Source organism: Arthrobacter sp. Z1-9 (assembly GCF_054792695.1).
The window spans coordinates 146,786-170,501 of the sequence record NZ_CP096457.1 but is presented as its reverse complement, the minus strand read 5'-3'; the positions used below and the strand labels follow the sequence as shown (position 1 = coordinate 170,501).

At 62.5% G+C, this 23,716-nt stretch carries 20 protein-coding genes and 3 pseudogenes; 13 read left to right on the top strand and 10 right to left on the bottom strand.

The window, feature by feature from the left end; genetic code table 11:
- Nucleotides 1–79 precede the first annotated feature (79 nt).
- Entirely contained in the window at nucleotides 80–610 is a 531-nt protein-coding gene (locus tag M1D93_RS20795; protein ID WP_461175140.1) for a flavin reductase family protein, read from the bottom strand.
- Nucleotides 607–1,995 (bottom strand): LLM class flavin-dependent oxidoreductase, encoded by a 1,389-nt coding sequence (locus tag M1D93_RS20790; RefSeq protein WP_461175337.1) that lies wholly within the window; start codon nucleotides 1,993–1,995, stop codon nucleotides 607–609. The genes M1D93_RS20795 and M1D93_RS20790 overlap by 4 nt, the downstream gene beginning before the upstream one ends.
- Before the next feature lie 178 nt (nucleotides 1,996–2,173).
- On the opposite strand from M1D93_RS20790, the gene M1D93_RS20785 reads away from it, so the two are divergent.
- The 3 genes from M1D93_RS20785 to M1D93_RS20775 all read left to right on the top strand — a co-directional run bounded on the left by M1D93_RS20785 (nucleotide 2,174) and on the right by M1D93_RS20775 (nucleotide 4,447).
- On the top strand, nucleotides 2,174–2,506 hold the full coding sequence (locus M1D93_RS20785; RefSeq protein ID WP_461175139.1) for a CBU_0592 family membrane protein: 333 nt from the start codon (nucleotides 2,174–2,176) through the stop codon (nucleotides 2,504–2,506).
- A 78-nt stretch (nucleotides 2,507–2,584) separates the two neighbouring features.
- Nucleotides 2,585–3,688 (top strand): alcohol dehydrogenase family protein, encoded by a 1,104-nt coding sequence (locus M1D93_RS20780; protein ID WP_461175336.1) that lies wholly within the window; start codon nucleotides 2,585–2,587, stop codon nucleotides 3,686–3,688.
- Entirely contained in the window at nucleotides 3,689–4,447 is a 759-nt protein-coding gene (locus tag M1D93_RS20775; protein WP_461175138.1) for an SDR family NAD(P)-dependent oxidoreductase, read from the top strand.
- A 156-nt stretch (nucleotides 4,448–4,603) separates the two neighbouring features.
- On the opposite strand, the gene M1D93_RS20770 is transcribed toward M1D93_RS20775, so the two are convergent.
- Complete coding sequence (locus M1D93_RS20770) at nucleotides 4,604–4,843, bottom strand: hypothetical protein (protein ID WP_461175137.1); 240 nt, start codon at nucleotides 4,841–4,843, stop codon at nucleotides 4,604–4,606.
- Nucleotides 4,844–5,340: 497 nt separating this feature from the next.
- On the opposite strand from M1D93_RS20770, the gene M1D93_RS20765 reads away from it, so the two are divergent.
- Nucleotides 5,341–6,855 (top strand): MFS transporter, encoded by a 1,515-nt coding sequence (locus M1D93_RS20765; RefSeq protein ID WP_461175136.1) that lies wholly within the window; start codon nucleotides 5,341–5,343, stop codon nucleotides 6,853–6,855.
- A gap of 686 nt (nucleotides 6,856–7,541) precedes the next feature.
- On the opposite strand, the pseudogene M1D93_RS20760 reads toward M1D93_RS20765, so the two are convergent.
- Nucleotides 7,542–7,975 (bottom strand): annotated as a pseudogene (locus tag M1D93_RS20760) (transposase); the annotation flags it as partial.
- Between the two features lie 152 nt (nucleotides 7,976–8,127).
- A complete protein-coding gene (locus tag M1D93_RS20755; protein WP_461175135.1) occupies nucleotides 8,128–9,324 on the bottom strand; it encodes an MFS transporter in 1,197 nt (398 codons plus the stop codon).
- A gap of 48 nt (nucleotides 9,325–9,372) precedes the next feature.
- Here M1D93_RS20755 and M1D93_RS20750 point away from each other — a divergent pair, with 48 nt between their 5' ends.
- Nucleotides 9,373–9,927, top strand: coding sequence for a hypothetical protein (locus tag M1D93_RS20750; protein WP_461175340.1), 555 nt, complete (start codon nucleotides 9,373–9,375; stop codon nucleotides 9,925–9,927).
- An 89-nt stretch (nucleotides 9,928–10,016) separates the two neighbouring features.
- Here the strand turns inward: M1D93_RS20750 and M1D93_RS20745 are convergent.
- Nucleotides 10,017–10,697: pseudogene (locus tag M1D93_RS20745) on the bottom strand (LLM class flavin-dependent oxidoreductase); the annotation flags it as partial.
- Nucleotides 10,585–10,821 carry a hypothetical protein gene (locus M1D93_RS20740; protein ID WP_461175339.1) on the bottom strand — a complete coding sequence of 79 codons (237 nt, stop codon included), beginning with the start codon at nucleotides 10,819–10,821 and terminating at the stop codon, nucleotides 10,585–10,587. The pseudogene M1D93_RS20745 and the gene M1D93_RS20740, both read right to left, overlap by 113 nt.
- Before the next feature lie 159 nt (nucleotides 10,822–10,980).
- Here M1D93_RS20740 and M1D93_RS20735 point away from each other — a divergent pair, with 159 nt between their 5' ends.
- Nucleotides 10,981–11,373 (top strand): MerR family transcriptional regulator, encoded by a 393-nt coding sequence (locus M1D93_RS20735; protein ID WP_461175134.1) that lies wholly within the window; start codon nucleotides 10,981–10,983, stop codon nucleotides 11,371–11,373.
- 380 nt (nucleotides 11,374–11,753) lie between these two features.
- Here the strand turns inward: M1D93_RS20735 and M1D93_RS20730 are convergent, their stop codons facing one another.
- The 3 genes and pseudogenes from M1D93_RS20730 to M1D93_RS20720 form a co-directional block, all read right to left on the bottom strand.
- Nucleotides 11,754–12,299 carry a TetR/AcrR family transcriptional regulator gene (locus M1D93_RS20730; RefSeq protein WP_461175133.1) on the bottom strand — a complete coding sequence of 182 codons (546 nt, stop codon included), beginning with the start codon at nucleotides 12,297–12,299 and terminating at the stop codon, nucleotides 11,754–11,756.
- Nucleotides 12,202–14,189, bottom strand: a pseudogene (locus M1D93_RS20725) (MFS transporter). Before M1D93_RS20725 ends, M1D93_RS20730 begins: the two are co-directional and overlap by 98 nt.
- A 389-nt stretch (nucleotides 14,190–14,578) precedes the next feature.
- Nucleotides 14,579–15,307: an IclR family transcriptional regulator gene (locus tag M1D93_RS20720; protein ID WP_461175132.1), complete on the bottom strand. Its 729-nt coding sequence runs from the start codon at nucleotides 15,305–15,307 to the stop codon at nucleotides 14,579–14,581.
- 159 nt (nucleotides 15,308–15,466) lie between these two features.
- Between M1D93_RS20720 and M1D93_RS20715 the strand changes: the two genes are divergently transcribed.
- The 7 genes from M1D93_RS20715 to M1D93_RS20685 all read left to right on the top strand — a co-directional run bounded on the left by M1D93_RS20715 (nucleotide 15,467) and on the right by M1D93_RS20685 (nucleotide 23,707).
- Nucleotides 15,467–17,008, top strand: coding sequence for a pyruvate carboxylase subunit B (locus M1D93_RS20715; RefSeq protein ID WP_461175131.1), 1,542 nt, complete (start codon nucleotides 15,467–15,469; stop codon nucleotides 17,006–17,008).
- Entirely contained in the window at nucleotides 16,998–17,519 is a 522-nt protein-coding gene (accB, locus tag M1D93_RS20710; RefSeq protein ID WP_461175130.1) for an acetyl-CoA carboxylase biotin carboxyl carrier protein, read from the top strand. Before M1D93_RS20715 ends, accB begins: the two co-directional genes overlap by 11 nt.
- On the top strand, nucleotides 17,512–18,885 hold the full coding sequence (gene accC / locus M1D93_RS20705) for an acetyl-CoA carboxylase biotin carboxylase subunit (RefSeq protein WP_461175129.1): 1,374 nt from the start codon (nucleotides 17,512–17,514) through the stop codon (nucleotides 18,883–18,885). The genes accB and accC overlap by 8 nt, the downstream gene beginning before the upstream one ends.
- Nucleotides 18,886–19,234: 349 nt before the next feature.
- Nucleotides 19,235–20,449 carry a thiolase family protein gene (locus M1D93_RS20700; RefSeq protein ID WP_461175128.1) on the top strand — a complete coding sequence of 405 codons (1,215 nt, stop codon included), beginning with the start codon at nucleotides 19,235–19,237 and terminating at the stop codon, nucleotides 20,447–20,449.
- A gap of 4 nt (nucleotides 20,450–20,453) precedes the next feature.
- Complete coding sequence (locus M1D93_RS20695; RefSeq protein ID WP_461175127.1) at nucleotides 20,454–21,137, top strand: 3-oxoacid CoA-transferase subunit A; 684 nt, start codon at nucleotides 20,454–20,456, stop codon at nucleotides 21,135–21,137.
- Between the two features lies 1 nt (nucleotide 21,138).
- Entirely contained in the window at nucleotides 21,139–21,813 is a 675-nt protein-coding gene (locus M1D93_RS20690; protein WP_461175126.1) for a 3-oxoacid CoA-transferase subunit B, read from the top strand.
- Between the two features lie 502 nt (nucleotides 21,814–22,315).
- Nucleotides 22,316–23,707: a class I adenylate-forming enzyme family protein gene (locus M1D93_RS20685; protein ID WP_461175125.1), complete on the top strand. Its 1,392-nt coding sequence runs from the start codon at nucleotides 22,316–22,318 to the stop codon at nucleotides 23,705–23,707.
- Nucleotides 23,708–23,716 lie beyond the last annotated feature (9 nt).

Genomic DNA, 23,716 nt, shown 5'->3' with positions numbered 1-23,716 from the left:
ATGGTCTTGTCTCGGTACTTCCAGGTGCATGGCGTTCACTTGATTGCTCCGACTTCTTTGTCTGGGCGGAATGGGTTGATTAGGCGTTAGCGGGCGGGGGAGAGGGCCAGAGGTTGTACTCTCCGAATTTCCCGCCCCGGAACAGGAGCGCATCACCGGATCCGGTTTCCATGGCCTTGACTGCTCCGACGATCATGTAGTGGTCCCCGGCGACTACTTCGGAGAGCACTTCGCAGTCGATCCAGGCTGTGGAGTCCAGGATCCGTGGCGTGCCGAGGGCGCTTTCCTCGTAGTCGATGCCCTGGAATTTGTCCTGCCCTTTGCGGGAGAGGGCCTTGCAGACGCTGAGTTGCCCGGTGGAGAGGATGTTGGCGGTGAACCGGCCCAGGGACCGCAGGGTTGGCCAGGTACTGGAGGACTTGTCCACACAGAAGGTGACCAGTGCCGGTTCCAGGGAAAGTGACTGGAAAGTCCCGACAACGAAGCCCATGGGCCTGCCGTCTGCGGCATGGCCGGTAATGGCCACGACCCCGGTGGGAAGGAGCCCGAAGACCTGGCGGTAATCGGCGGGGCTGATGGCGGGGGCGGGTGCGGTTGCTAAGGCGGTCATTTGCGGTCTCCGGTGAGTGCTTGTGAGGAGAAGGAGTCGCGGTAAGCGGCTCCGGGATGGTCACCGGCCAGGCGGGACTGGCCGGCGCCGAAGAGGTTTTCGCGGAGCGTGGAGCCTTCGTAGCCCGTGCGCATGGTTCCCCGGCGCTGCAGCTCAGGAACAACGAAATCGGTGAAGTCCTTGATGTCCTGGTACTTGACGGCATGGGCGACGTTGAAGCCGTCGATCCCGGTTTCCTCCATCCAAGAAGCAAGTTCGTCCGCTACTGTTTCCGGTCCGCCCACAATCACCGGCGCTGTTCCGCCGATGCCGATGTACTCCGCGATGTCCCGCGGTGTCCACTCCTTCTCAGGATCCATCTTGGAGAAGATATCCACCATGGTCTGGCCGGCGTTGGTCTTGACATGCCGCAAGGGAACATCAGGATCGAAGGTGGACATGTCCAGGCCGCTCCATCCGCTGTACCGGGCCATGGCTCCTTCATAGGAGACCAGCTTGCGGTAGTCCTCGTACTTTTCCCGGGCCTCGGCGTCCGTGGGGGCGCTGATGACGGTGATCATCTGAAGGACCGCGATATGCGCAGGGTTCCGGCCTGCCGCTGCGGCCTGCTGCCGCAGTGCATCGACCTGCTTCTTCAGCCCCGCTTTGGATGTGGCGTTCATGAAGACGGCCTCTGCTGTGGCTGCTGCCAGCGCCACCCCACGGCTGGAGCCGCCGGCCTGGAAGATCACCGGGGTCCGCTGGGGGGAGGGTTCACACAGGAAGATGCCCGGTACTGTGAAGTGCTTGCCCGCATGCTCGATGGGGTGGACCCTTTCGGGGTCGATGTAGGTTGACGAGTCTGCGTCGACGACCGCGGAGCGTTCTTCCCATGACGCTTCCCAGAGTTTGAGGGCAACGTCGATGAACTCTTCTGCGACCTCGTACCTGTCGTCGTGGGCCCGCTGTGCCCCGTTGCCCAGATTCCTGGCGGCACTGTCGGCATAGGAGGTCACCACGTTCCACCCAATGCGCCCGTCGGTCAGGTGGTCAAGGGTGGCAAACTTCCGTGCCAGCGAGTACGGGTGATCGTAGGCAGTCGTAGACGTCACGCCGAAGCCGAGGTGCTGCGTGGCCGCCGCCATAGCGGGAATAGCAAACGCAGGATCGTTCGCCGGGATCTGGGCGGCGTCCTTCAAAGCTGCGTCAACGTTGCCGCGGTACACATCGTGGTACCCGACGTTGTCAGCGAAGAAGATGCCGTCAAAGCAGGCCTCCTCGAGCATCCGGGCGTAATTGATCCAGTACTGGACCGACTTGTATTCAGTCCCGCGGTCCAAGGGATGGCGCCACAGTCCTGCCGACAGGTGTGCTGGACCGGCGAAGTCAAAGGCGAACAGTCTCATCTGGTTCATAAAGTCGAACTTTCTTTACGTTCAGCAACTGAACATCTTGATTACCTAATGAACAAAAGAATAGAGTGGTCGAGGTCACACCGTCAACAGGCGCGGGTGAACACGTCATAAAAAGGGAAAGCGCCGGGAGGCTGAATGCGCAGGCAACTGTTTCAGGGGGAGTACGGGTATGACGCTGTGGGCTGAGCTGAGTGGCTGGTTCGGGGCCCTGATCGTCCTGGTGGGCTATGGAGCCTTTTCGCTGGGTTGGCTTGGCAACGGGCGGCTGTTCCAGTTGTGCAACGTTGCCGGATCTGCTGCCCTGCTGGTCAACGGGGCCTATCACGGCGCCTGGCCGTCGGTAGCGCTCAATGTCGCATGGGGAGCGATCGCAGCGGTGGCCTTCGCACGTTTTCAGCGGGCAAGGCGGAACCGAACGACCATAACCGGAGGAGCCCCGGAAGTTTCCCTTGAAGCCCTGGTTAGTACCGGGCAGGACACAAGGGTGAAGAAGAAGCTATGAGCAGGTTAATGAATTTCCAGGGCCTTCCACAGTGTTGTCCCTGGTCCGCGATAAGGAGTCTTTGTGCAGCCTGACGTTATGGCCGCCGCAGTACTGACCGGGCACGGGGGTCTGGACCGTCTCGTGTACCGGACGGACGTCCCGGTGCCGCTTCCCCGGCCGGGGGAAGTGCTTATCGAGGTGGCGGCAGCCGGTGTGAACAACACCGATATCAACACCCGGACCGGCTGGTATTCAAAGACTGTTTCCATCGGCACCGGCGAAGGAGGCATGGAAGGTTTTGCTGACATGGAAGCTGCCGATGCTGCCTGGTCAGGTCAGGAACTGTCCTTTCCCAGGATTCAGGGCGCAGATGTTTGCGGCCGGATAGTTGCCGTCGGCGATGGCGTCCCCGCGGGCCGGATCGGTGAACGCGTCGTAGTCCGCAACATGCTCCGCAGCTACGTCGACTACCGGCCGTACGAATGCTGGACACTCGGCGGAGACTGCGACGGTGGATTCGCCCAGTTCACGGTGGCGCCGTCGAAAGAGACCCACACCGTCCACTGCGACTGGTCCGACGCAGAACTTGCCGCTGTTCCGTGTGCCTACTCGACAGCCGAGAACATGCTGCACCGCGCTGATGTGGGTGCAGAGCGGGTATTGATAACCGGAGCGTCCGGGGGAGTGGGCCTGGCGGCTGTCCAGCTCGCTAAACGCCGCGGTGCCACGGTTTTTGCTGTCTGCTCCCCGGGAAAAGCTGCCCAGGTTCTCGCCGAAGGCGCCCATCTGACGCTGGATCGCGACGCTGATCCCGTCAGCGTGCTGGGACGAAACTCCATCGATGCAGTCATTGACGTGGTGGGCGGGTCCCGAACAGGGCAACGGCTGGAACTGCTGCGCCCAGGCGGCCGTTACGCGATCGCAGGTGCCATCGCTGGCCCGATTGCTGACGTGGATTTGCGCGTCATCTACCTGAAGGACCTTTCCCTGCTGGGGTGCACTTTCCAGGACGATGAAGTTTTCGAAAACCTCATCGGGTACATCGAACGCAACGAGATACGCCCCGTAGTCTCCGGCATTTACCCCCTGCGGGACATCGCGCAGGCTCAAAGAGAATTTCTGACCAAGAAGCACACCGGAAAGCTGGTCCTGATTCCACCGCCCGCCACCGACCTGCAAAAGCAACAGAAGGGACAATGAATGGAACTCGAAGGCAAAATCGCCCTTGTCACCGGAGGAGGCCAGGGGATCGGCCGTGGCATTGTGGACCGGTACCTGGAAGAAGGAGCAAGGGTCGCCGTCGTCCAGCGCCGGCCACTGGAGCCCGACCTTGACCGGAACCCCAATGTGCTTGGCGTGCAGGCTGACCTGGCCAAGGCTTCTGCCGCGGCTGAAGTGGTGGAAAGGACGGTGGACACCTTTGGGGGTGTGGACATCCTGGTCAACAATGCCGGGATCATGCTCGAGCGCGCCGTGTCAGCTATCCGGCCCGAAGAATGGGAACTGATGTTGGCCATCAACCTCAGGGCGCCTTTGTTCCTGACGCAGTCCGTTTTGCCTCATATGCGGGCACGGGGCGGAGGGAGCATTATCAACATCGGCTCCATTGAAGGGTTGGCAGCGAACCCCGGGCACACCATGTACTGCGCATCTAAAGCGGGCATACATGGGATGACTCGGGCCATGGCAGTGGACCTGGGGGAGGACAACATTAGGTGCAATGCCATCGCGCCGGGCTGGATAGCTTCGGAACTCAGCGACATCTATCTGTCATCGCTTCCGGACCCGGCTGCCGCCCGGGAATCACTCAACAGGCTCCATCCGGCCGGGCGGATAGGACGGCCTGAAGACGTGGGAGATCTTGCCGTCTTTCTGGGCAGCGACAGATCGACGTTCCTGACCGGTGAGGTCATTGTGCTCGATGGGGGCAGAACGGCGAAACTTCCTCTGCCGTCCTGACGGATTGGTGCCGGAGCCCTCCGCGTTGCGAAACGAAGGGCTCCGGGGCTTGATGCCGGTCAGTCGGTTTCGGGTCCCGTGCAGAAAAAGCACTCTCCCGCCTCAGGGAAGGTTTCGCAGCTGCTGTCGACCACCAGACAGCCCTCCCCGCCGACGTTATTCACCGTACATAAGGGTGTACAGAAAGCGCTCCAGCTCCGGGTTGGGTACCGGAGACTCCTGAAAGTCGTGCGCCTCCGCAGTCTCCAGGTAAAGGCCCTCCCAGGGAGCGCAGGTAAGGCCGCCCGTGGCTGCAGGAGCTGCCGGCGCCGCCACCTGGCGGGTGGTCGGGGACGTGACGCGCTGGCCGCGATTGCGGACAAAAGAAAGTGACAAAACGCCGTGGGTGATGGTCATGATGGCTTCCTCTCTGAAGCAATCCGGGCGGACATTGACTCGTACAATTGAACAGCGCGTTCATTTTCTGAACATAGGAACGATTATGCCATGAGTCACATCCGAGCGCAAGGCGGCAATGGCCTCTAGGGGCGTGGCCTGGCAGCGTGGCGCATGGCGCAGCACCCCTTGGGAACCTGAGCGGGCCGCCGGCTGAAGGCAGTGGTGGCTGAACCGAGGTGATGAAGCGTGGAGTGCTCCGGGGGCCTTCTGGAAAAGCCGGGTTGGCTCGAGGGGCAGCATGGGGGAGCGCATAAAACTTGACCGTGTGTCCTGCACCACTCTACCCTTGGTGTTCAACAAGTAGATGCTGCGTTCATTCAGTGAACGTATGCGGAACATTCGCAGCCGCGAGCTCTGCAAGCCTGGCGCGGCCAGCCGCAGGCACCTGTCATCGGCACGGTTAGAACGTCCAAGTGATGACCGGCTCCGTTTCCCATCACGACAGAAAGACAAAGATGTCCCATAATCCGAGACAACAACCTCCGGCCCTGTCGGGGACGACGCGTCGCCTGAAGGCAGATGACTGCATCGTCGTCGACAAAGGCGAACTCCGTAAAGCTCACATCGGGGCCGGAGTCGGCAACTTCATCGAGTGGTACGACATAGGTATCTACGGATACCTCGCACTCACCATGACCTCCGTGTTCACCGAGGGCATGGACGAAAGGATGGGGCTGCTCGTCACGCTTCTGGGCTTCGCCGTCTCCTTCGTGGTGCGGCCCCTCGGCGGAATGATCCTGGGCCCGCTGGGCGACAAGATCGGACGCCGCAAGGTGCTCTTCTTCACGATGGCCCTCATGGCCGCCGGCACCACCCTCATCGGGCTGCTGCCTACCGCCGGTCAGGTCGGGCTATGGGTAATCCTCCCGCTCTACCTGTTGAAAATGCTGCAGGGCTTCTCCACCGGGGGCGAGTACTCCGGGGCGGCGACCTACATCGCTGAATTTTCCCCTGACCGCAGCCGCGGCTTCATGACCTCGCTCCTGAACTCCGGATCAATGCTGGGCTTCGCAGCCGGTGCTGGCGTCGTGGCCGCCACAACCGCCATCACGACCTCACTCTGGGGCGAGGCAGCAATGCGTGAAGGCGGGTGGCGCATCCCCTTCCTGATCGCACTGCCCCTGGGCATTCTGGCCATTTCACTGCGCCGCCGCATTCCGGAATCACCCAGCTTTGAAGTCGCCCACGAGAAGTCCGAGCGTGAAGACATCAGCCCCATGTTCGTCAGGCACAACCTGCCAAACATCCTGAAGCACTACTGGCCCCAGATTCTGATCGGCTGTGCACTCGTGGCCGCCGACGGCACTTCCGCTTACATGCTCACGAGCTACATGCCCACTTACCTGGAAACGGAAGTGGGCTCAGATGCCGTGCAGACCGCCATCGCCGCCGTGGTCGTGCTGGTGCTGCTGGCCGTCATGATTCCACTCGTGGCCCGCCTATCGGACCGGATCGGTCGTCGCCCAATCTACGCCATGGCGACCATCGGCAACCTTGTCCTGCTGCTGCCGGCATTCTCCCTGATGCAAGCAGGGACGCTGTGGTCCCTGTATCTTGCACTGTTCCTCGTCTCGCTGCCCAGCGCCTGCTTCCTCGCACTGACAGGTGCAGTAATGTCCGAATTGTTCCCCACGGCCTCCCGCTTTGGCTGTGTAGGCGTTACGCACAACCTCGCTATCTCCATCTTTGGCGGCACCACCCCGCTGGTGAGCCAGGTCCTCGTTGAAGTCACCGGAAACTCGTACGCGCCTGCCTTCTACATCATGTTCTTCTCCGTCGTCGCCCTCTTTGCACTGCTGAAGATGCGCGAGTCTGCTTCCCGGCCACTCCTCGGCTCGGTACCGGTCGTGTCCACCCGCCGCGAAGCTGAGGCATTGGCGGAGGGGCAGGACACTAATGAACGCATTGACACCGCAACCATGCTGCTTACCCCCGCGCGCGCCTCGCAGGAGCAGGTTGAGGCTCGCTGACTTACTCCCGCCCTTGACCTATGGCAGTCCCGCCTTCGCGGGACTGCCATAAAGTTCTGTCAAACTACACCAGGGCAAGCGGGCGACCATTCGGGACGTACCTTGACCAGCTGATGTGGCCACAGCCCCGAGCTTGTCCAGCACCTGAAAAAACGGTCGGCGTTTATCAACATCAAGCTGGAGGACATCACCAGGATTACCGACATCTTCGAAACCATCTACAGCATCGACGCAGACGCGCCTTCAGTCCCGCCCGCAGGCCACAGGGCCCTCATCGGAAGGTAACAGAGGCCTATTTCAAGCCTCTCCCCCGACTGTTTTCTAAGGCCGATAACGGATATTTCGTCACCTGCCTTGGCGGGCAAACCCGTGCTTGTTGATCACGCCGGCCGGAATTGGTGACGACTCTGATCGGTCCATGGCTGGGGTCAATCTAAGGTTATCCACGGCTGGAAGTAGGAGCCGTTGGGGTATCTCCCTGGCAGCAGTAGCGGTGGATAACCTATGACAAATTGTCCCCGGCGGGCAGGCGGGCCTGACTTCTCGTTCAAAACCTAGGTCAATTCGGGTTGTCCCTAGGAGCAGGCAAGGCGCCTTGTGTCAGCTTTGGGTGTGCAAAAGCCTGACAATCTGAGTAGTGAAGCAACAGCCAATGGTCAATGGGCCATCGCCTAGGGCGTGTCTCCTTATCGTCGTAGCCAGAGGACGACGCCCGCGCGGTAGGTCAATGCGAGTGTGTCGTAGCGGGTGGCTATGGCGCGCCACTGTTTGAAGAGGCTGAAGGACCTTTCGACAGTGTTTCGGCCCTTGTAGGTGCCGGAGTCGAAGTTCACGGGGGGTCCGCCCCGTGAACCGCGGCGTTTGCGGTTCTCGATCTGGTCGGAGGGCTCGGGGATGACGGTCTTGATCCGCCGGCTACGCAGCAGCGACGATTTGCTCGGGATGAGTACGCTTTGTCGCCCAAAACGGCGTCCGGCCGGCTTCTGGCACGGCCGCCGCTAAGACGAGGGACCCGCACTGCCTCCATCACTACGGGGGACATCGGCGAGTCTCCGGCCTGGCCCGGTCCGACAATCATCGCCAGCGGCCGACCCCTCCCGTCGCAAGCGTGATGGATCTTGACACCCCTCAAGCACTACAACCACAGCGAACCCTTGATTTAGGAGACACGCCCTAGGAACTAACTGCCCGAGAAGTAATCAATCGTGTGTCCTGCGGCAGTACTTTAGTCATGACTACTCTGAGCATTGGTGGCCTCATTGAACAGGTCAATCAGCGGCGTGAGGGCGGAAACGCGTGTCGGCGGCCGCCGGTCACGATGATGAGGGCGATCACGAGCAGCGCAAGTGTCGCCCAGGCAAGGGATGGTGGTCCCAGCGAGGTGAGGAGTGCGGCTCCGATGATGCCGCCGCCGGCGATGCCGATGTTCCAGCCGGTGACCATCACACCCTGGGCTGCGTCCACGGCGGTGCCGGCGACGTTCATCATCGCAGTCTGCAGGACGCTCGCGGCGCCGCCGAATGCCAGGCCCCACGCAGCAGCACTGGCGTACACGGCGACGGGGGAGCCGGAGATGAGCCCCAGGACAAGCATGGCGACGGCGAACAAGGCGATGCTGATGATCATGAGGGTGCGCAGGTGCCGGTCAATTAGGGTACCGGTGATTGCCAGGCTTATCAGTGATGAGACACCGAAGACCATCAGGACCGCACTGACAGCCCCGCCCATATTAACAGGGGCAAGGAAGGACGCTATGTACGTGTAGAGGAGGTTGTGCGCGGTGACGTAGAGGACCGCGGTAACCAGTACAGGCACCAGGCCCGGAAGGGTGAACACGCGCCGAATTGGGGTCCGCTCGCCTTTTTCCTGGCCGGGCAGGACGGGCAGAACCGCCAGCACCCACCCGATGAGGACAGCGGCGAAGGCCGCCATCGCGACGAAGGTGAACCGCCACCCGATCAGGCCTGTTAGCAGCGTGCCGGCCGGTGTACCGACGGCCAGTGCGATTGGGGTGCCTGCAAGCGCGATCGTCAAAGCGCGACCGCGCTGGTCTGCGCTCACGAGACGGCCCGCGACGCCGGCGATGATGCCCCACAACACACCAGCACAGACACCGGCGATGAAGCGGGCCCCCAGTGTGAGTGCGAAGCTCGACGACACAGCGACAAACAGGCTCGTCAGGACGTATCCAGTGAGTGCGCCAACCAGCAGGCTGCGGCGGGACCAGCCCATCGTGGCGCCGATGATGGGGATCGCCCCGACAATGGAACCGATCGCGTAGACCGAGACGAACTGACCGGCAGCGGATTCACTCACCCCGAGTCCCTGGCTTATTTCGGGGAGGATGCCGGCAGGCATAGTCTCCAGCATGACGGTCAGGAAACCGCTCGCCGTCAGGGCGAGCAGGCTCCAGAGCGGGAGACGCCGCGGTGGGCGTGTCCGTTCGGGGGTGCGCTGTACTAAGGTCATGAACGTTATCGTAAATGGTTGACACTAATGTGAAGGTCAAATGTGACGTTGACCAACTTCAACCGAAGGGTGCACAAAACGCGAATCGGAGAGCTCGCGAAACTCTCAAATATCACGAAACAGCACTTGATCAATGCTGCTGCTGGTGGGTGTGCTGGGGTCGTCATCCGGTGGGGTCGTCATGCGGTGGGGTCGGTGAGGGGTGGGTCGAGCCCGTATTGGGCAGGAGCCGTCGAGGTGTTCGCGGAGTGTGGCGCCGTCATAGTCGCGGTGGTAGATGCCTCGGTCCTGAAGGACGGGGACGACCTCGTCGACGAATGTATCGATCCCGTCCTCATTGACGTCGATGGACACCCAGAACCCGTCGCAGGCACGGGCTTCAAACCATTCCTGCATGTGATCCGCGGTGACCGATGCCTCGCCGATGGGGGTGGGGTGGTAGTCGATGACACCGTGGGCGAGGATGTCGCGGAGAGTTTATCCTTCCCGTGCGACCTCCAGGCCCGTGACGAGCGGGGGTCGAAAGGACTCGAGGTCGCGACGGCCAGTTGGGCGGGTGTGAGGGGGTCGTCGAGCTGCAGGTTCAGCATCGAGCCGAGGTAGGGGACGCGGGATGCTGCTGTGAGCTCACCGAACTGGACGCGCCGGTCCAGGACGGCGAGCTTGGTCTTGCCGATCGCAGGCATGACTCCGGCGAAGAACTTGATCTCGGCCAGGTTCCGTCCTGCCCTGCGGGCGGCGTCACGGTAGGCCTGGCGTTGCTTACGAGCATGGCCGATGGTGAACGTGGCGCCGATGACAAAATTGGCGTAGCGTCCTGCCAGTTCGAGTCCGTTGCCGCCTACTCCGGCCGAGAAAATGACGGGCTGTCCCTGTTCGGAGGGCGGGATGGCAGTGGCCCGCGGGAAGCGACGTGCTTGCCCTGCATGTTGATGGGTTGGATTTTTGTCGGGGTCGGCGAAGTGACCGGTGTGCTGGTCCTTGATCCAGGCGTCTTGCTGACAGCTTCCCCAGAGGGCCTGGGTGATCTGGATGGTTTCGTGGGCGCGCTGGTATCGCTGGGGCCGGGGTGCGACAGCTTGTCCGAAGTTCGCTGCAGAGGCTGGATCGCTGGTCGTGACGGCGTTCCATCCGGCGCGGCCGTGACTCATAACGTCGAGAGCCTTAAATTGGCGGGCGAGGTTGAATGGCTCATTGAAGGTCGTGGAACCTGTGGCGACGAGACCGATCCGTTCTGTGCCCGAGCAATTGCCGCGAGGGTCATCGTGGGCTCGAGGTGATTCCGGGTGTCTCTTGGTCCACGTCAGCCTGCAGGCTGGGATGGTCTGGAAGGAACAGGAAAGCAAACTTTCCCCGTTCGGCGGCCTGCGCATAGCGGACGTGCGCGTCGAAGCTCGTGTAGTTGGCCAGATCCACGCCTGGGGCGCACCAAGCGGAACTTTGCGATCCGTATCCGTTGCCCAGGTGTATCCCCAGGATCATGCGTGGCTTGGGCATGATTCTCCTCGTACTGCTGTGTGTGCTTGGCATGTGACTGAGTCGCTGCCAGATATGGGGCCTATCAAGTGCAAGGGGAGCGATGTCCTTGATTTGTCCAGTCTCAACATTGCCATTAGTGTGAAGGTCGAATCGTTGAGACGAGCTTAGGGAGGGTTTATGCGTATCGGTGAGTTGGCGAATAAGACGGGGATTCCTGCCCGGATGCTGCGGTACTACGAGGAGCAGGGCCTGATGTCCCCGCGTCGCCTGGATAACGGGTACCGGATCTATGACGACTACCTGGTCGATCGGGTGAAGAAGATTCGCGGGCTGGTCGATTCCGGGATCCCGACGCGGATCATCTCGAACATCCTGCCCTGCCTGAACCAGCCGCAGACCATCGTCGTAAAGAACGCCGAACCCGGGCTGCGGGAGCTCCTGGTAACGGAACGGGACCGCATGACGGAGAAGATCGACTTCCTCATCCACAACCGGGACTCGATCACCCAGTACATCGAAGCAATCGACCGTGCCGCCGCCTCTCCACGCCAGACGTCCAAGGCCAGCTAGCTCTCGTTTGGAGTGGGACGGGCCTTGCGGACGAACAGTGAGCCAATAACTGCTCCAAGGGCGAGGACCGCGGCGACGGCCATCCGGTAACAGGTGATGGTTTTTATGGCGTCACGGTCCTCCTGAAGTCGATGCTCTTCGTCAAATCGCCTAGTGGACCTAAACCTGCAGCACCTTCAGTGCCAATCTGCCAATTTTGGTTTCGTGCTGAACGGCTCGATCTGACTAGACAGCTACCGCATCGTCCAGCTTCGGCGATAGCCGGTCCCCATCGAGCTGGGCCGCGTTTAGAGTCGAGAACCGCAGGGCCCTGGACGGAATACCGCCACAACGCAGTCGACGGCCTTCTCAACGGTGGTAGATGTGGAAGGTTTGGGAGTTTAGTCGGCTGCTGTGCATGCGTCCATCTGAGACTGGACGATCGCCCCGTAGTGTGCCATCACTTCGTCGAAGTCCCAGCCGTCGAAGAGCCCGAGCGTGCGGACCGCTTCACCGAACCCGGTCATCAGGGCGGTCACCGTGGATGCGAAGCTGCGGTCCGGGTTGGCGTCCCCGATCAGCTGGGCGATGGCGCCGAGGTAGCTTTCGCGGATTTCTATTCGTGCAGCCTCGGGGTTAGGGGAGTCCAGCACGGCGAAGGGTATGGCGGCCCACGGCTCCCGCGTACCGCGTTCCCGGCGCATCAGCACCCGGAACACAAGCGCTCTGCCGAGTTCCGCCGCCGGGACATCCAGTTCGGCTAGTTGGGATTCGTGGGGCCGCACAGCTGCGTAGAGCTTTTCCCTGGAGAGGAACAGTTTCATGATGAGGGCGGCTGAAACGCCGGCCTCAGCGGCGACGTCCCGCACTGTGGCGGCACGGTAGCCGCGCGTCCCGAACAGGCGGCCTGCTGCGCGGAGGATGGCGTCGTGGCTGGGGCTGCTCACGCTCCCACGGCATACATTTTGCGCGCCGATAAGCCAAGTCCAAGGTGACCGACTGGATGTCCACGATGACCTTTTGTGCCGCGGCATCCTGGGTGGCCGGATCAAGCATGGCTACTACATAGTGGCCGACGACTGGTAGCGGAAGGGCATGCCTGCCATCGGCGTCGGTCGTGGTTGCGCCGACGTGGCCGCCGCTGGCTCCTAGAAGTGTCAGTATTGGGACAGCCAGTGGCGCTGAGCCTGCCGTGACTGTTCCGCGCAATTGCAGCTGCTCGCGCAGCAGGAAGTTCTGCTTCAGGGTGCGGCCGTCGAACTCAAAGACCTTGGCCATGGGGGCCCAGCCGGCGGCGTTCGCTACCATAAGGTACTTCCCGGTGCCGGGCAGCGCAACGCAGTAGTTGCCCTCCGTGTCCACCCGGCTCCAGTCCACCGGCTCGCCGTCGGTCTGGAGGACGGTGACGACGGCGGGAGTGAGTGGGCGGTGGTCGGGTGCAAGGACGCGTCCCTGCACCACGAGATCGGCGGCGCCGACGTCGGTAACCGGCGGGCGGCGGACCCCGGCGGCGCGTGGGATGAAGACCGCGGCAAGCATCGAGGCTGCCGAGGCCAGTGCGGCCATCCAGAAAATGTCCTTGAATGCGTCGAATGACGGGAGGCGGGTATTGGCGACGGTGAGGGTTACCGCGGTGAAGACGGCGGCGATGGCCGCGCTGGAGGTCGAGGTGCCGATGGCGCGGACCAGGCTGTTCAGGCCGTTCGCGGACGCCGTATCGGTGACGGGAACGGCGCCATGATCAGAGTGGGCATGGCGGCGTAGGCAATGGCCGTGCCGACGCCCACCACGGTTGAACCGATGATGACCCAGGCGATGGAGTCGAAGAAGAACACCCTTCGGCGGCAAGACTGCGCTCATGGCCGGGGGCACCATGGCCAGCAAGGACGGGACCATGCAGAGCCCTGCAGTAATCACGTTCAGTTCGAAGCCGTACCCGATGATGGCCGGCAGTTGGAGCTGCTGGGTGGTGAGCAGCATGTTGGCGAACATCGCAAAGCCGATCAGCAGCGAGGCCAGGTTGGTCAGCAGCACGGGGCGGCGCGGAGCTCCGCAGGTCAACCATCGGCTGGCGGACCTTCAGTTCATAGGGCACCCAGACGGCCAGCAGGATGACCGCGGTGAGGAACAGCAGCAGGACTGATTCGCGGCCCCAGCCCCACGAGCCGCCTTTGGAGATTGCCAGCAGCAGGGCTGCGAGGGCGGCGGACAGTACCAGCGCCCCTGCGCAGTGGAAGCTTCCGGGCGTGCGGACTTTGGATTCCGGGCCAACCACAGCACAGCCAAGAGCAGCAGCACGCCGGCGGCGGTGGAAACCCAGAAGATCGAGGCCCAGCCCAGGTTCTCGTACAGCACCCCGGCCAGCGGAAGGCCCATGGCGCTGCCGATGCCCAGGGTGGCGCTCATCAGCGCCATGGCGGAGCCCATCTTCTCCTTGGGCAGTTCGTCGCGCACGATGCTGATGCCACCGGAATCAGGGCAGATGCGAAGCCTTGAAGGGTGCGGCCGATGAGCAGCCACAGGAAGGATCCGCCGAGTGCTGCCAGCACGGATCCAACCACCACGATGCCTAGGCACACGACCACCATTGTGCGTTTGCCGTACATGTCCGCGCTGCGGGAGACGGTGGGGGTAGCCACGGCACTGGAGAGGAGGGTGGCGGTCACCAGCCAGGAGGCGTCGTCGCCCATTACGCCCGGGATCCCGGGGAAATCCGGAAGAAGCGGAACAACCAACGATTGCATCAGCGCCACAAGCGTGCCGCTGAGAGCCAGGACTACAGTGATCGCGGACGGGGACGGACGTCGTCGCGGTTCGGGAGCGGAGGAGCGCGGCATGGGCTGCTTTCAGGGGCGCGGAGAGGGTGAACGCATGTTTACCCTCTATGTGTGAACCACCGTTCACTTCCGTCGGCAATTACTTAATGTTTACACTCGCTCCCTTTTGCCGTCTCACCTCCCTGATTTTCGTCACCACCGATACCGGATATTCCGTCAACCTGACTCGGCGCTGACAAGCTCAGCTCCGCTGACTCAGACCCGTCCACAGCAGGTGTCAATTCGGGTTATCCACGGCTGGGTTTCGAGGGAGCGGTGGAGTAGCTCCCTTAGCAGCAGTAGCGGTGGATAAGCCATGCGAATTGTCGCCGGGTGTGGGCGGTGGGAGGGCTTTCTCGGATTTGGCTTAGGGGGTGCCGGGCATCTGGGTGGATGTCATAGCGTCGGGCCTACTGCTCCGCAAGCGTGACTGCTGACAGGAGGGCCGTAACCAGCGCGGACTCGGTTCGCTCGTAGCGGCTGGACGGAACTGTCACTGCCAGGGCGGCGACGACACGTCCGTCACTACGGATCGGGGCGCTTAATGAGCGAACGTCCTCCCGGTACTCGCCGCGGTCATAAAGGATACCGGTGCGCCGTATTTCTGCCATCTGGGCTTCGAGGCCGGCTCGGTCGCTCACCGTCATCGGCGTAAATCGGGTGTAGTCCAGGTTATCCAGGATCGATGAGCGCTGTTCCTCGTCGGCGAAGGCTAGGAGTACCTTGGCGCTTGCTCGTGCGTGCACATCACCGGTGAATCCCACTTCGAGGCCGGCGACTCGAACGGCCTGTGATCCTTCGACCATGGCGAGGATGCGGATCTCCCCACGGAACCAGCTGGTGAGATATGCCGTTTCGCGGGTGGTTTCGGCGAGTCGCCTGAGGGCCTGCCTGTGTTTGGCGTCGACGCGTACGCGCAGGCTGGGGGAGTTGGCGATGTCCATGGCGCCGAGGCCGAGGGAGTAGCGCTTGCCCGACTCCTTAGTCAGCAGCTTTTCTTCCTCAAGTGTTGCAAGCAAATGGTAGGCCGTGGGCATGGAGAGGCCAACGACCGACGCAACCTCGGTCGCGGTGAGTCCATGCTCCGACCGCGCGACTGCGAGCAGGATGCGCGAGGCCCGCGCGACGGATTGGATCACCTGCCGTTGTTTTGAGTGTTCCACTTCGCTCATCGACGCTGCATCCCTTGCTCCACCCATTCCGTTTACCTCAAAAAACACTTGACTTTGCCCGGCTGGCCAGCACATAGTGTGGCAGATTTTGAAATCTACTTTCACTATCTTGACACAAGGAGAGCGATGTCGACCAGTACACCACCGTCGATTGCGTCGGTAATGAGTCTCGGGGGCCGGCCTGCGGGAAGTCGGCGCGAGATCAAGATCATTGATACGACTCTGCGCGACGCGCACCAGTCGCTATGGGCCACCAGGATGCGGACCGAGCACATCATTTCTATGGCGAAGGATTTCGATGAAGCCGGCTTCGCGCAGGTTGACCTGGTCGCGCCGATCCAGTTCGACGTCGCGGTCCGCTATCTGAAGGAGGACCCGTGGGAGCGGGTCCGGCTTGCGCACCAGCACGCCCCGAACACAACGTTCCGGGCGCTGATCCGGTCGAAGAACATTGCCGCGTTCGACTTCCTCGCCGACGATGTGATCGCGGCGTGGGTGGAGCGGCTGTATGCAAACGGTTTCCGTGTTATCGGTTCCTTTGACGGGCTCAACGACGTAGACAACATCGCACCCGGCCTGCTCCGAGCCAAGGAGCTGGGGGCATCGACCTTCGGCGCAGTGTCGTTCTCCGAGAGCCCTGTACATACGGACGAGCTCTTCGTTAAGAAGGCGATCGAACTGATTGAGAAGGCGGACGTCGACGCCATCATGCTCAAGGATGCCGCTGGCCTGCTGACGCCGGATCGTATCCGCACGCTCGTTCCTGCGCTGAAGAACGTCATGGGCGACCGGTCGCTGGAGGTGCATACCCATTCCCTGACAGGACTCGCCCCCCTGGTTTGCCTGGAGGCGGTGGAACTGGGCGCGGATGCATTGCATACCTCTATCGCGCCGCTTTCAGCAGGCAATGGGCAACCGTCGACGCAGGGCATCGTGCGTGACCTCCGCGCACTCGGGTACGTGGTCAACGTAGACGATGAGCGGATCGACGCGATCAGCTCAAAAATCGTTGATATCGCCGCGGCGGAGGACAAGCCCGTCGGTGTTCCGATCGAGTACAACGGTCTGCATTACATGCACCAGACCCCGGGCGGGATGCTGTCGAACTTCCGGTCGCAGCTGGAGACGGCAGGTCTGGCCGACCGGTACGACGAATTGCTGCTCGAGGTGGCGCGGGTGCGCGGGGAGCTGGCCTACCCGATCATGATCACGCCGTTTGCGCAGTTCGTGGGAACACAGGCGGTGATGAACGTGATCTCGGGTGAGCGGTACTCCGTGGTTCCGAACGAGATCAAGAAATACGCCCTGGGCTACTACGGAACACTTCTTGCCCCCATCGATCCCGAAGTGCTCGAGAAAGTCATTGCCAATGGGGCATCGGACATCCCGTTGGAGCCGCCGGCCATTGAGCCGATGTTGCCCGCATTGCGGGATCGGCACCCGGATGAATCCATCGATTTCCTGCTCCTGCGCGCGATGTTCGCGGGGAGCCAGGTCGATGAGATGAAACGAGTTGTGGCATCCGGGGGAAACCCGGAAGAGGTATACGGGCCCATCCTGGGCCTGGTCAAGGCGCTCTACGACTCAACCGAATCCGGCACTCAGTCGCTGACTGCCGGGAACCTGAACATACGACTGGAAAAAGGAAATTGTGAAGATGTCGCTTAACCCGCTCGATATCAAAGAACTTCGGGACATCGTCGACTGGGCGAACCTGACACCGGACGTGCGCCAGCTCTCGATCAAACACGGCGACGTGGAGCTTTTCCTCTCCCGCGATCGGCAGTCCTCAAACGACCGCCCGGCCGCCCCGCAGGCCGTGACGCCCGCGCCGGAAACCACCTCCACTCCCGCACCAGCACCAGCACCGGCACCGGCGCCTGTGGCCGGCCGCGTAGTGACTGAACCGGCGTCCGCTGACGAACTGGGGGCCAACGAGGTACTGATCAAGGCGCCCATGGTCGGAGTCTTTTACGCGTCACCCAAGCCAGGGGAGCCCGCCTTCGTCAAGGTGGGAGACACCGTCAGTGCATCGACGGTGCTGGGCATCGTCGAGGTGATGAAGCTGATGAACAACATCGAGGCGCGCGTCGAAGGTACCGTGACGAAGATCCTGGTCAACAACGAGCAGGCAGTCGAGTACGGTCAGCCGCTGATGGTGATCACCCGCGATGCCTGAACCGTTGAGAAGTGTCCTGATCGCCAACCGCGGCGAGATCGCGTTGCGCGTGGTCCGGGCCTGCAAGGAGCTTGGTATCCGGAGCATCGTTGCCTATTCCGAAGCAGATGCCGGCTCGCTGTCGGTGAAGCTGGCAGACCAGGCAGTGTGCATCGGGCCCGCGCAGGCCAAGTCAAGCTATCGCAACATGCACGCCGTCATCTCAGCGGCGCAGGCCTACAAGGCTGATGCCATCCATCCCGGGTACGGATTCCTGTCTGAGAACGCTGACTTCGTTGCGCTGTGCGAAGCGGAAAACGTCGGGTTCGTCGGCCCCGCAGCGGACATCATCCGTCGCATGGGCGACAAGATCGAAGCCAAGAAGATCGCCCGCCGGGCCGGGGTACCGACAGTCCCCGGTTCGGTCGGCGCGATCGCTGAGTACAACGAAGCCCTTGCCGTCGCCAGCGAGGTCGGCTACCCGCTTCTGATAAAAGCGGCGGCAGGCGGCGGCGGCCGCGGCATGCGGGTCGTCGAGGCTGCCGAAACGCTCGAGAACGATCTGCGCGAGATCATGTCGGAAGCCGAGGTCGCGTTCGGTGACGCGTCGGTGTACATCGAGCGGTACCTCACCGACATCCGTCACATCGAGATCCAGGTCATCTCTGACGGCACCACTGTTCTGCATCTCGGTGAACGTGACTGCACCGCACAGCGGCGCAATCAAAAGCTCATTGAAGAATCACCCTCGCCGGTCTTGGATGCCCAGCTCAGGCAGGGCCTCGCAGATGCAGCGGTCGCACTCTGCAGGGAAGTGGGGTACACCAACGCCGGGACAGTAGAGTTCGTCTTCGACAACATCGAGCGTAAGTACTACTTCATCGAGATGAACACCCGTATCCAGGTAGAGCATCCCGTTTCGGAAATGGTTTCCGGGATCGACCTCATCAAACTTCAGTTGCAGATCGCCGGCGGCATCCCGCTCAGTTTGAGGCAGGACGACATCGTCATCACCGGCCACGCCATCGAATGCCGCATCAACGCCGAGGACCCGGACAACAACTTCGCACCGCGGCCAGGGACGGTCGCGAACTTCCGTGCACCTGGCGGCTTCGGGATCCGGATGGACACCCATATCGAGACGGGCTACGCAATCCCGCCGTTCTATGACTCAATGATCGGCAAGCTCATCTGCTGGGGCAAAGACCGCGACGAAGCCATCGCACGGACCATCCGCGCCCTCGACGAACTCGTCGTTGACGGCATCACCACCACGGCGCCCTTCCACAAGCAGATCCTCGAGACCGAGAAATTCCGGAGCGGAGACTTCAACACCGCATTCGTCGCCGAACTCCTATCGTCAACACACGCCACCGCAGGAGTATAGGGACACTCTGAGTCCCTCACGCTCTCGCCCCGCCGCCGGTCCTGGCCGCCTGTTCGCACGCCCCCAGCAATGGACTCAGGTCTAGCAACCAGCGCGTGCCAGGACCAGCAGCGGGCCCTGGACATCGTCCTGGCGGTGTGCCAAGCGGATGCGGACTGACAATGAAGCGCTGGGCGCAGGAGGTGATGAGGAATAGGCACATCACCGCGATGGTGGCACACGGGCACTCGGATGAGCTGGCCATGCGCGCATCCGTGCGGCCCTCAGAAATGGCCTCTCAGGCGGTGTCCCCCCGCCGACACCGCCTTAAAACAGCCCAGCAGTTCTTCCAAGAAATGGATACAACACCATGAATCAGGCTTTTGTGTACGACGCCGTGCGCACCCCGTTCGGCAAGTTCGGCTCCGGCCTTGCCGCCGTGCGCCCGGATGATCTCGCCGCGCACGTGATCAGGGAGTCCGTGAAGCGGGCGCCGGGTCTGGATCCGGAGCGGATCGATGAGGTGGTGTTCGGCAATGCCAACGGCGCCGGTGAGGAGAACCGCAACATCGCCCGGATGGGGACGCTGTTGGCCGGGCTTCCGGTGTCGATTCCCGGCACGACGGTCAACCGGCTGTGCGGCTCGTCCTTGGATGCGGCGATTATTGCCTCCCGCCAGATCAATGCCGGCGACGCCGACCTGGTGCTCGTGGGCGGTGCCGAGTCGATGTCCCGTGCGCCGTGGGTGCTGCCCAAGACCGAAAAGCCCTACCCGGCCGGGGACATGACCCTGGCCTCGACCACCCTTGGGTGGCGACTGGTGAACAAGGCTATGCCGAAGGAGTGGACCATCTCCCTGGGCGAGGCCACCGAAAGGCTCCGCGAGAAGTACGGCGTGACCCGGCAGGCGCAGGACGAGTTCGCCGCGAACTCGCACAACCTGTCCGCCGCCGCCTGGGACGAGGGCTTCTACGACAACCTCGTCGCGCCGGTCCCCGGCACGGACCTGGTGCGGGACGAGGGAATCCGCCCCGGCTCCACAGCTGAGAAGCTGGCTGCCCTGAAGACGGTGTTCCGCAATGAGCCCGAGGGCGCCGAAGTGGGCGGCACGGTCACCGCCGGCAACGCTTCCCCGTTGTCCGACGGCGCCTCCGCGGCCTGGATCGGATCCGAGGGTGCGGCCGGGCTGCTGGGGCTGGAGCCTATGGCCCGCATTGCGGGCCGCGGTGCGCACGGCAACGATCCGCAATATTTCGGGTTCGCGCCGGTGGAGGCGGCGAACAAGGCCCTCGCGAAGGCGGGCATCGGCTGGGACCAGGTGGGCGCCGTCGAACTTAACGAAGCGTTCGCCGCGCAGTCCCTGGCGTGCATCAACGCCTGGGGCATCGACCCCGCCATCGTGAACCGGCACGGCGGCGCCATCGCGATGGGCCACCCGCTGGGCGCTTCCGGCACCCGGATCCTGGGCACCCTCGCCCGGTCCCTGCAGGCGTCGGGTGAGCGCTGGGGTGTCGCGGCGATCTGCATCGGGGTGGGGCAGGGTTTGGCTGTTGTGCTCGAAAATGTAACTGCTCGAAAGGCGTAGGCGAATGTTGAACTTTGTTGATTCGGTCCAGGAGGCCGTGGCCGGGATCAAGGACGGTTCCACGGTGATGATCGGCGGGTTCGGCAACGCCGGGCAGCCGTTCGAGCTGATCGACGCGCTGATGGACTGCGGCGCGAAGGACCTCACCGTGGTGAACAACAACGCCGGGCAGGGCGACCAGGGCCTGGCGCTGCTGATCAAGGAAGGCCGGGTGCGGAAAATGATCTGCTCGTTCCCGCGGCAGTCCGACTCCTGGCACTTCGACGCCAAGTACAAGGCCGGCGAGATCGAGCTCGAACTCGTGCCGCAGGGCAACCTGGCCGAGCGGATCCGTGCCGCCGGGGCCGGGATCGGCGGGTTCTTCACCCCCACCGGGTACGGCACCATGCTCGCCGAGGGCAAGGAAACCCGGATCATCGACGGCCGCGGCCAGGTCTTCGAAACGCCCATCCACGCCGACGTCGCCCTGATCAAAGCACTCAAGGCCGACGGCAAAGGCAATCTGGTCTACCGCAAGACGGCCCGGAATTTCGGTCCCATCATGGCCGCCGCAGCGAAGCAGACCATCGTGCAGGTGTCCGAAATCGTCCCCACCGGGTCGCTGGACCCGGAAAACGTCGTCACCCCCGGCATCTACGTCAACACCATTGTCCGCATCCCGGCGGGCACCACCGAGAAGGCGGCCTGACATGAGCACCGCAACGTCCATCCAAACCTCCGCCACACCGCTGGGTCGCGACGACCTCGCCCGCCTGGTGGCCCGCGACATCGCCCCCGGATCCTTCGTGAACCTCGGCATCGGCCAGCCCACCCTGGTGTCCAACTACCTCACCGCGGATCAGGACATCACGCTCCATACCGAGAACGGGATGCTCGGCATGGGACCGGAGGCCAAGGGTGACGAGATCGACGGTGACCTCATCAACGCCGGCAAGATCCCCGTCACCGAGCTCCCCGGGGCAGCGTACTTCCACCACGCCGATTCCTTCGCGATGATGCGCGGCGGGCACCTGGACATCTGCGTGCTGGGCGCCTTTCAGGTTTCCGCCACCGGTGACCTGGCCAACTGGCACACCGGCGCTCCCGGTGCCATTCCCGCGGTCGGCGGTGCCATGGATCTGGCCACCGGCGCCAAGGACGTGTTCGTGATGATGACCCTGCTCACCCGCGAAGGTGCCTCCAAGATCGTCGAATCCTGCACCTACCCGCTCACCGGCGTCGGCTGCGTGACCCGCGTCTACACGGACAAGGCCGTGTTCCTCACCGGCCCCGACGGCGTCCAAGTCCGCGAAACCTTCGGCTGCACCCTCGAAGAACTCCAGGAACTGGTACCCGTGCCGCTCAAGACTGTCGTGAATTACTAGGCGTTCCTCTAGACCCCCAGGAGGAAAGCATTCCAGGCAAGCAAGGATACAAAAGCCATGAACGTAAACACGCCGACCGGGATTATTCCTTTCCATTCACTCGCTCCAGGGGAATCGGTAGAGGTTTTCGATTGGAAGAACGTCATCCAGTGCAGGGGCGTGATACAAGAGACGGCGCCGGAGTTGGGGGTGGCATGGATTCGCACAGACATCGGTGAAAGAAGGCTAGTGGATATTCACGAGCATCTAGTGCGACGCTGTCCGCTTCCACCCAGATAGCTGACATGATGACAATTGACCCCGGCAGCTCACGCTGATGTCCTTGCGCAGTCTAGGGACAAATGGGCAGCCGCTGCTCGATTAGGGCAACCCGCTTATCGCGCTTGACCAACGCCGCCAGAAAAGACCAGCCATAGCTGGGGCCCTCGACGGAACGGCACCAGCAGGTGCTTGCCGTCTGCAACTCGGCAGAGAAAGCCAAACCATCAACAGGACGTGAACCGTGCCATTCCTAAACAGAATTCGGATGTGGGCGGACCTCCGCCCAGACGACACGGCCATCGCTGTCGGCGGCCGCGGTTTCAGCTGGTCTGAGCTTCGTGGAGCAGCCGCGGAGCTCCTTCCCTCCACTCCGGACATGTACGTTTTGTCCGAACCCAACAGGGCCGAGTTTGCTGCCCTTTACTGCGCGGGAATAGCCGGGGAACGGAAGATTGCCGTTCTCGATCCCGCTTGGACGCCCCAGGCCAGGGAAGAGATTATCCGAAGGCTCCCCTCCCCGTCATGGAGCGCGGGTATTGAGCTGGAAGACGGCGACCCCGACTCAACCTTCCTCATCGGTTTTACCGCTGGCACGACTTCCACACCAAAGGCCTTTACACGCTCCCGCCGGTCCTGGCAGGCCTCTTTTGACGCGTCCATCGACTTTTTCGGCCTTCGACTGGACGACAAGACGTTTGCCCCAGGTCCGCTATCGGCAAGCCTGAACCTTTACGCGCTCTCCGAGTGCCTCTACGCCGGTACCGAGTTCCATACCCTGCGCGGCTTCGATGTCGGAGATGCACACGCCGTGATCACGCACGAAGGGATCACCAGACTGGTTCTCGTCCCAACGATGCTCCGGCTTCTGAGCGAGCGGGGACTCATGGCATCAGTGGACGCTTCCGCAATCAGGACAATCATCTGCGCCGGATCCAAGCTGGATGCCCGAACACTGGAAGCCGCCAGGCGCTGGGCGCCGAACGCCACGATCTTCGAGTACTACGGCGCCGCCGAACTTGGCTTCGTCTCAGGCCGTGGCCTCCCAAAAGGGGCGCCGCTGGATACCGCGGGCACCGCCATAGGTCGGCCCTTCCCCGCCGTGGAAGTCGAGATCCTCGACGACCTTGGGCGGCGCTTGCCGGAGAGCACCCCGGGAAACATCAGCGTCAATAGCCCCTTGGTGTGTCAGGGGTACCTCTGGGGCGATGACGGGAAAGCCCTCCGTTGCCTGGACGGCCACTTCACTGTGGGGGATCAGGGCTACCTTCAGAACGGCGAATTGCACATACTCGGACGGAGCGCGGACATGATCAATGCTGCGGGCAAAAACATTTACCCGCATGAGGTCGAACTCGCCCTGTCCTCCATCCCCGGTGTAGAGACTGCCGTGGCCGTCGGCATGCCCGATGACCTGCGCGGCCACCGCGTGGTGGCCGGAGTCGTGCCCTCCTGTGGAGGGCTCACCGCAACGACCCTCAATTCGGCCCTGGAGGCACTCCTAAGCAAAGACAAGAGGCCGTTGCACTACTACTTACTAAGCCAGCTACCCCTGACAGACAGAGGAAAAGTAGACCGCAAGATGTTTCTGGAGTGGATTATGAACAACGACGCGCGACTCATTCAACTGCGGTAGAACTGTGTA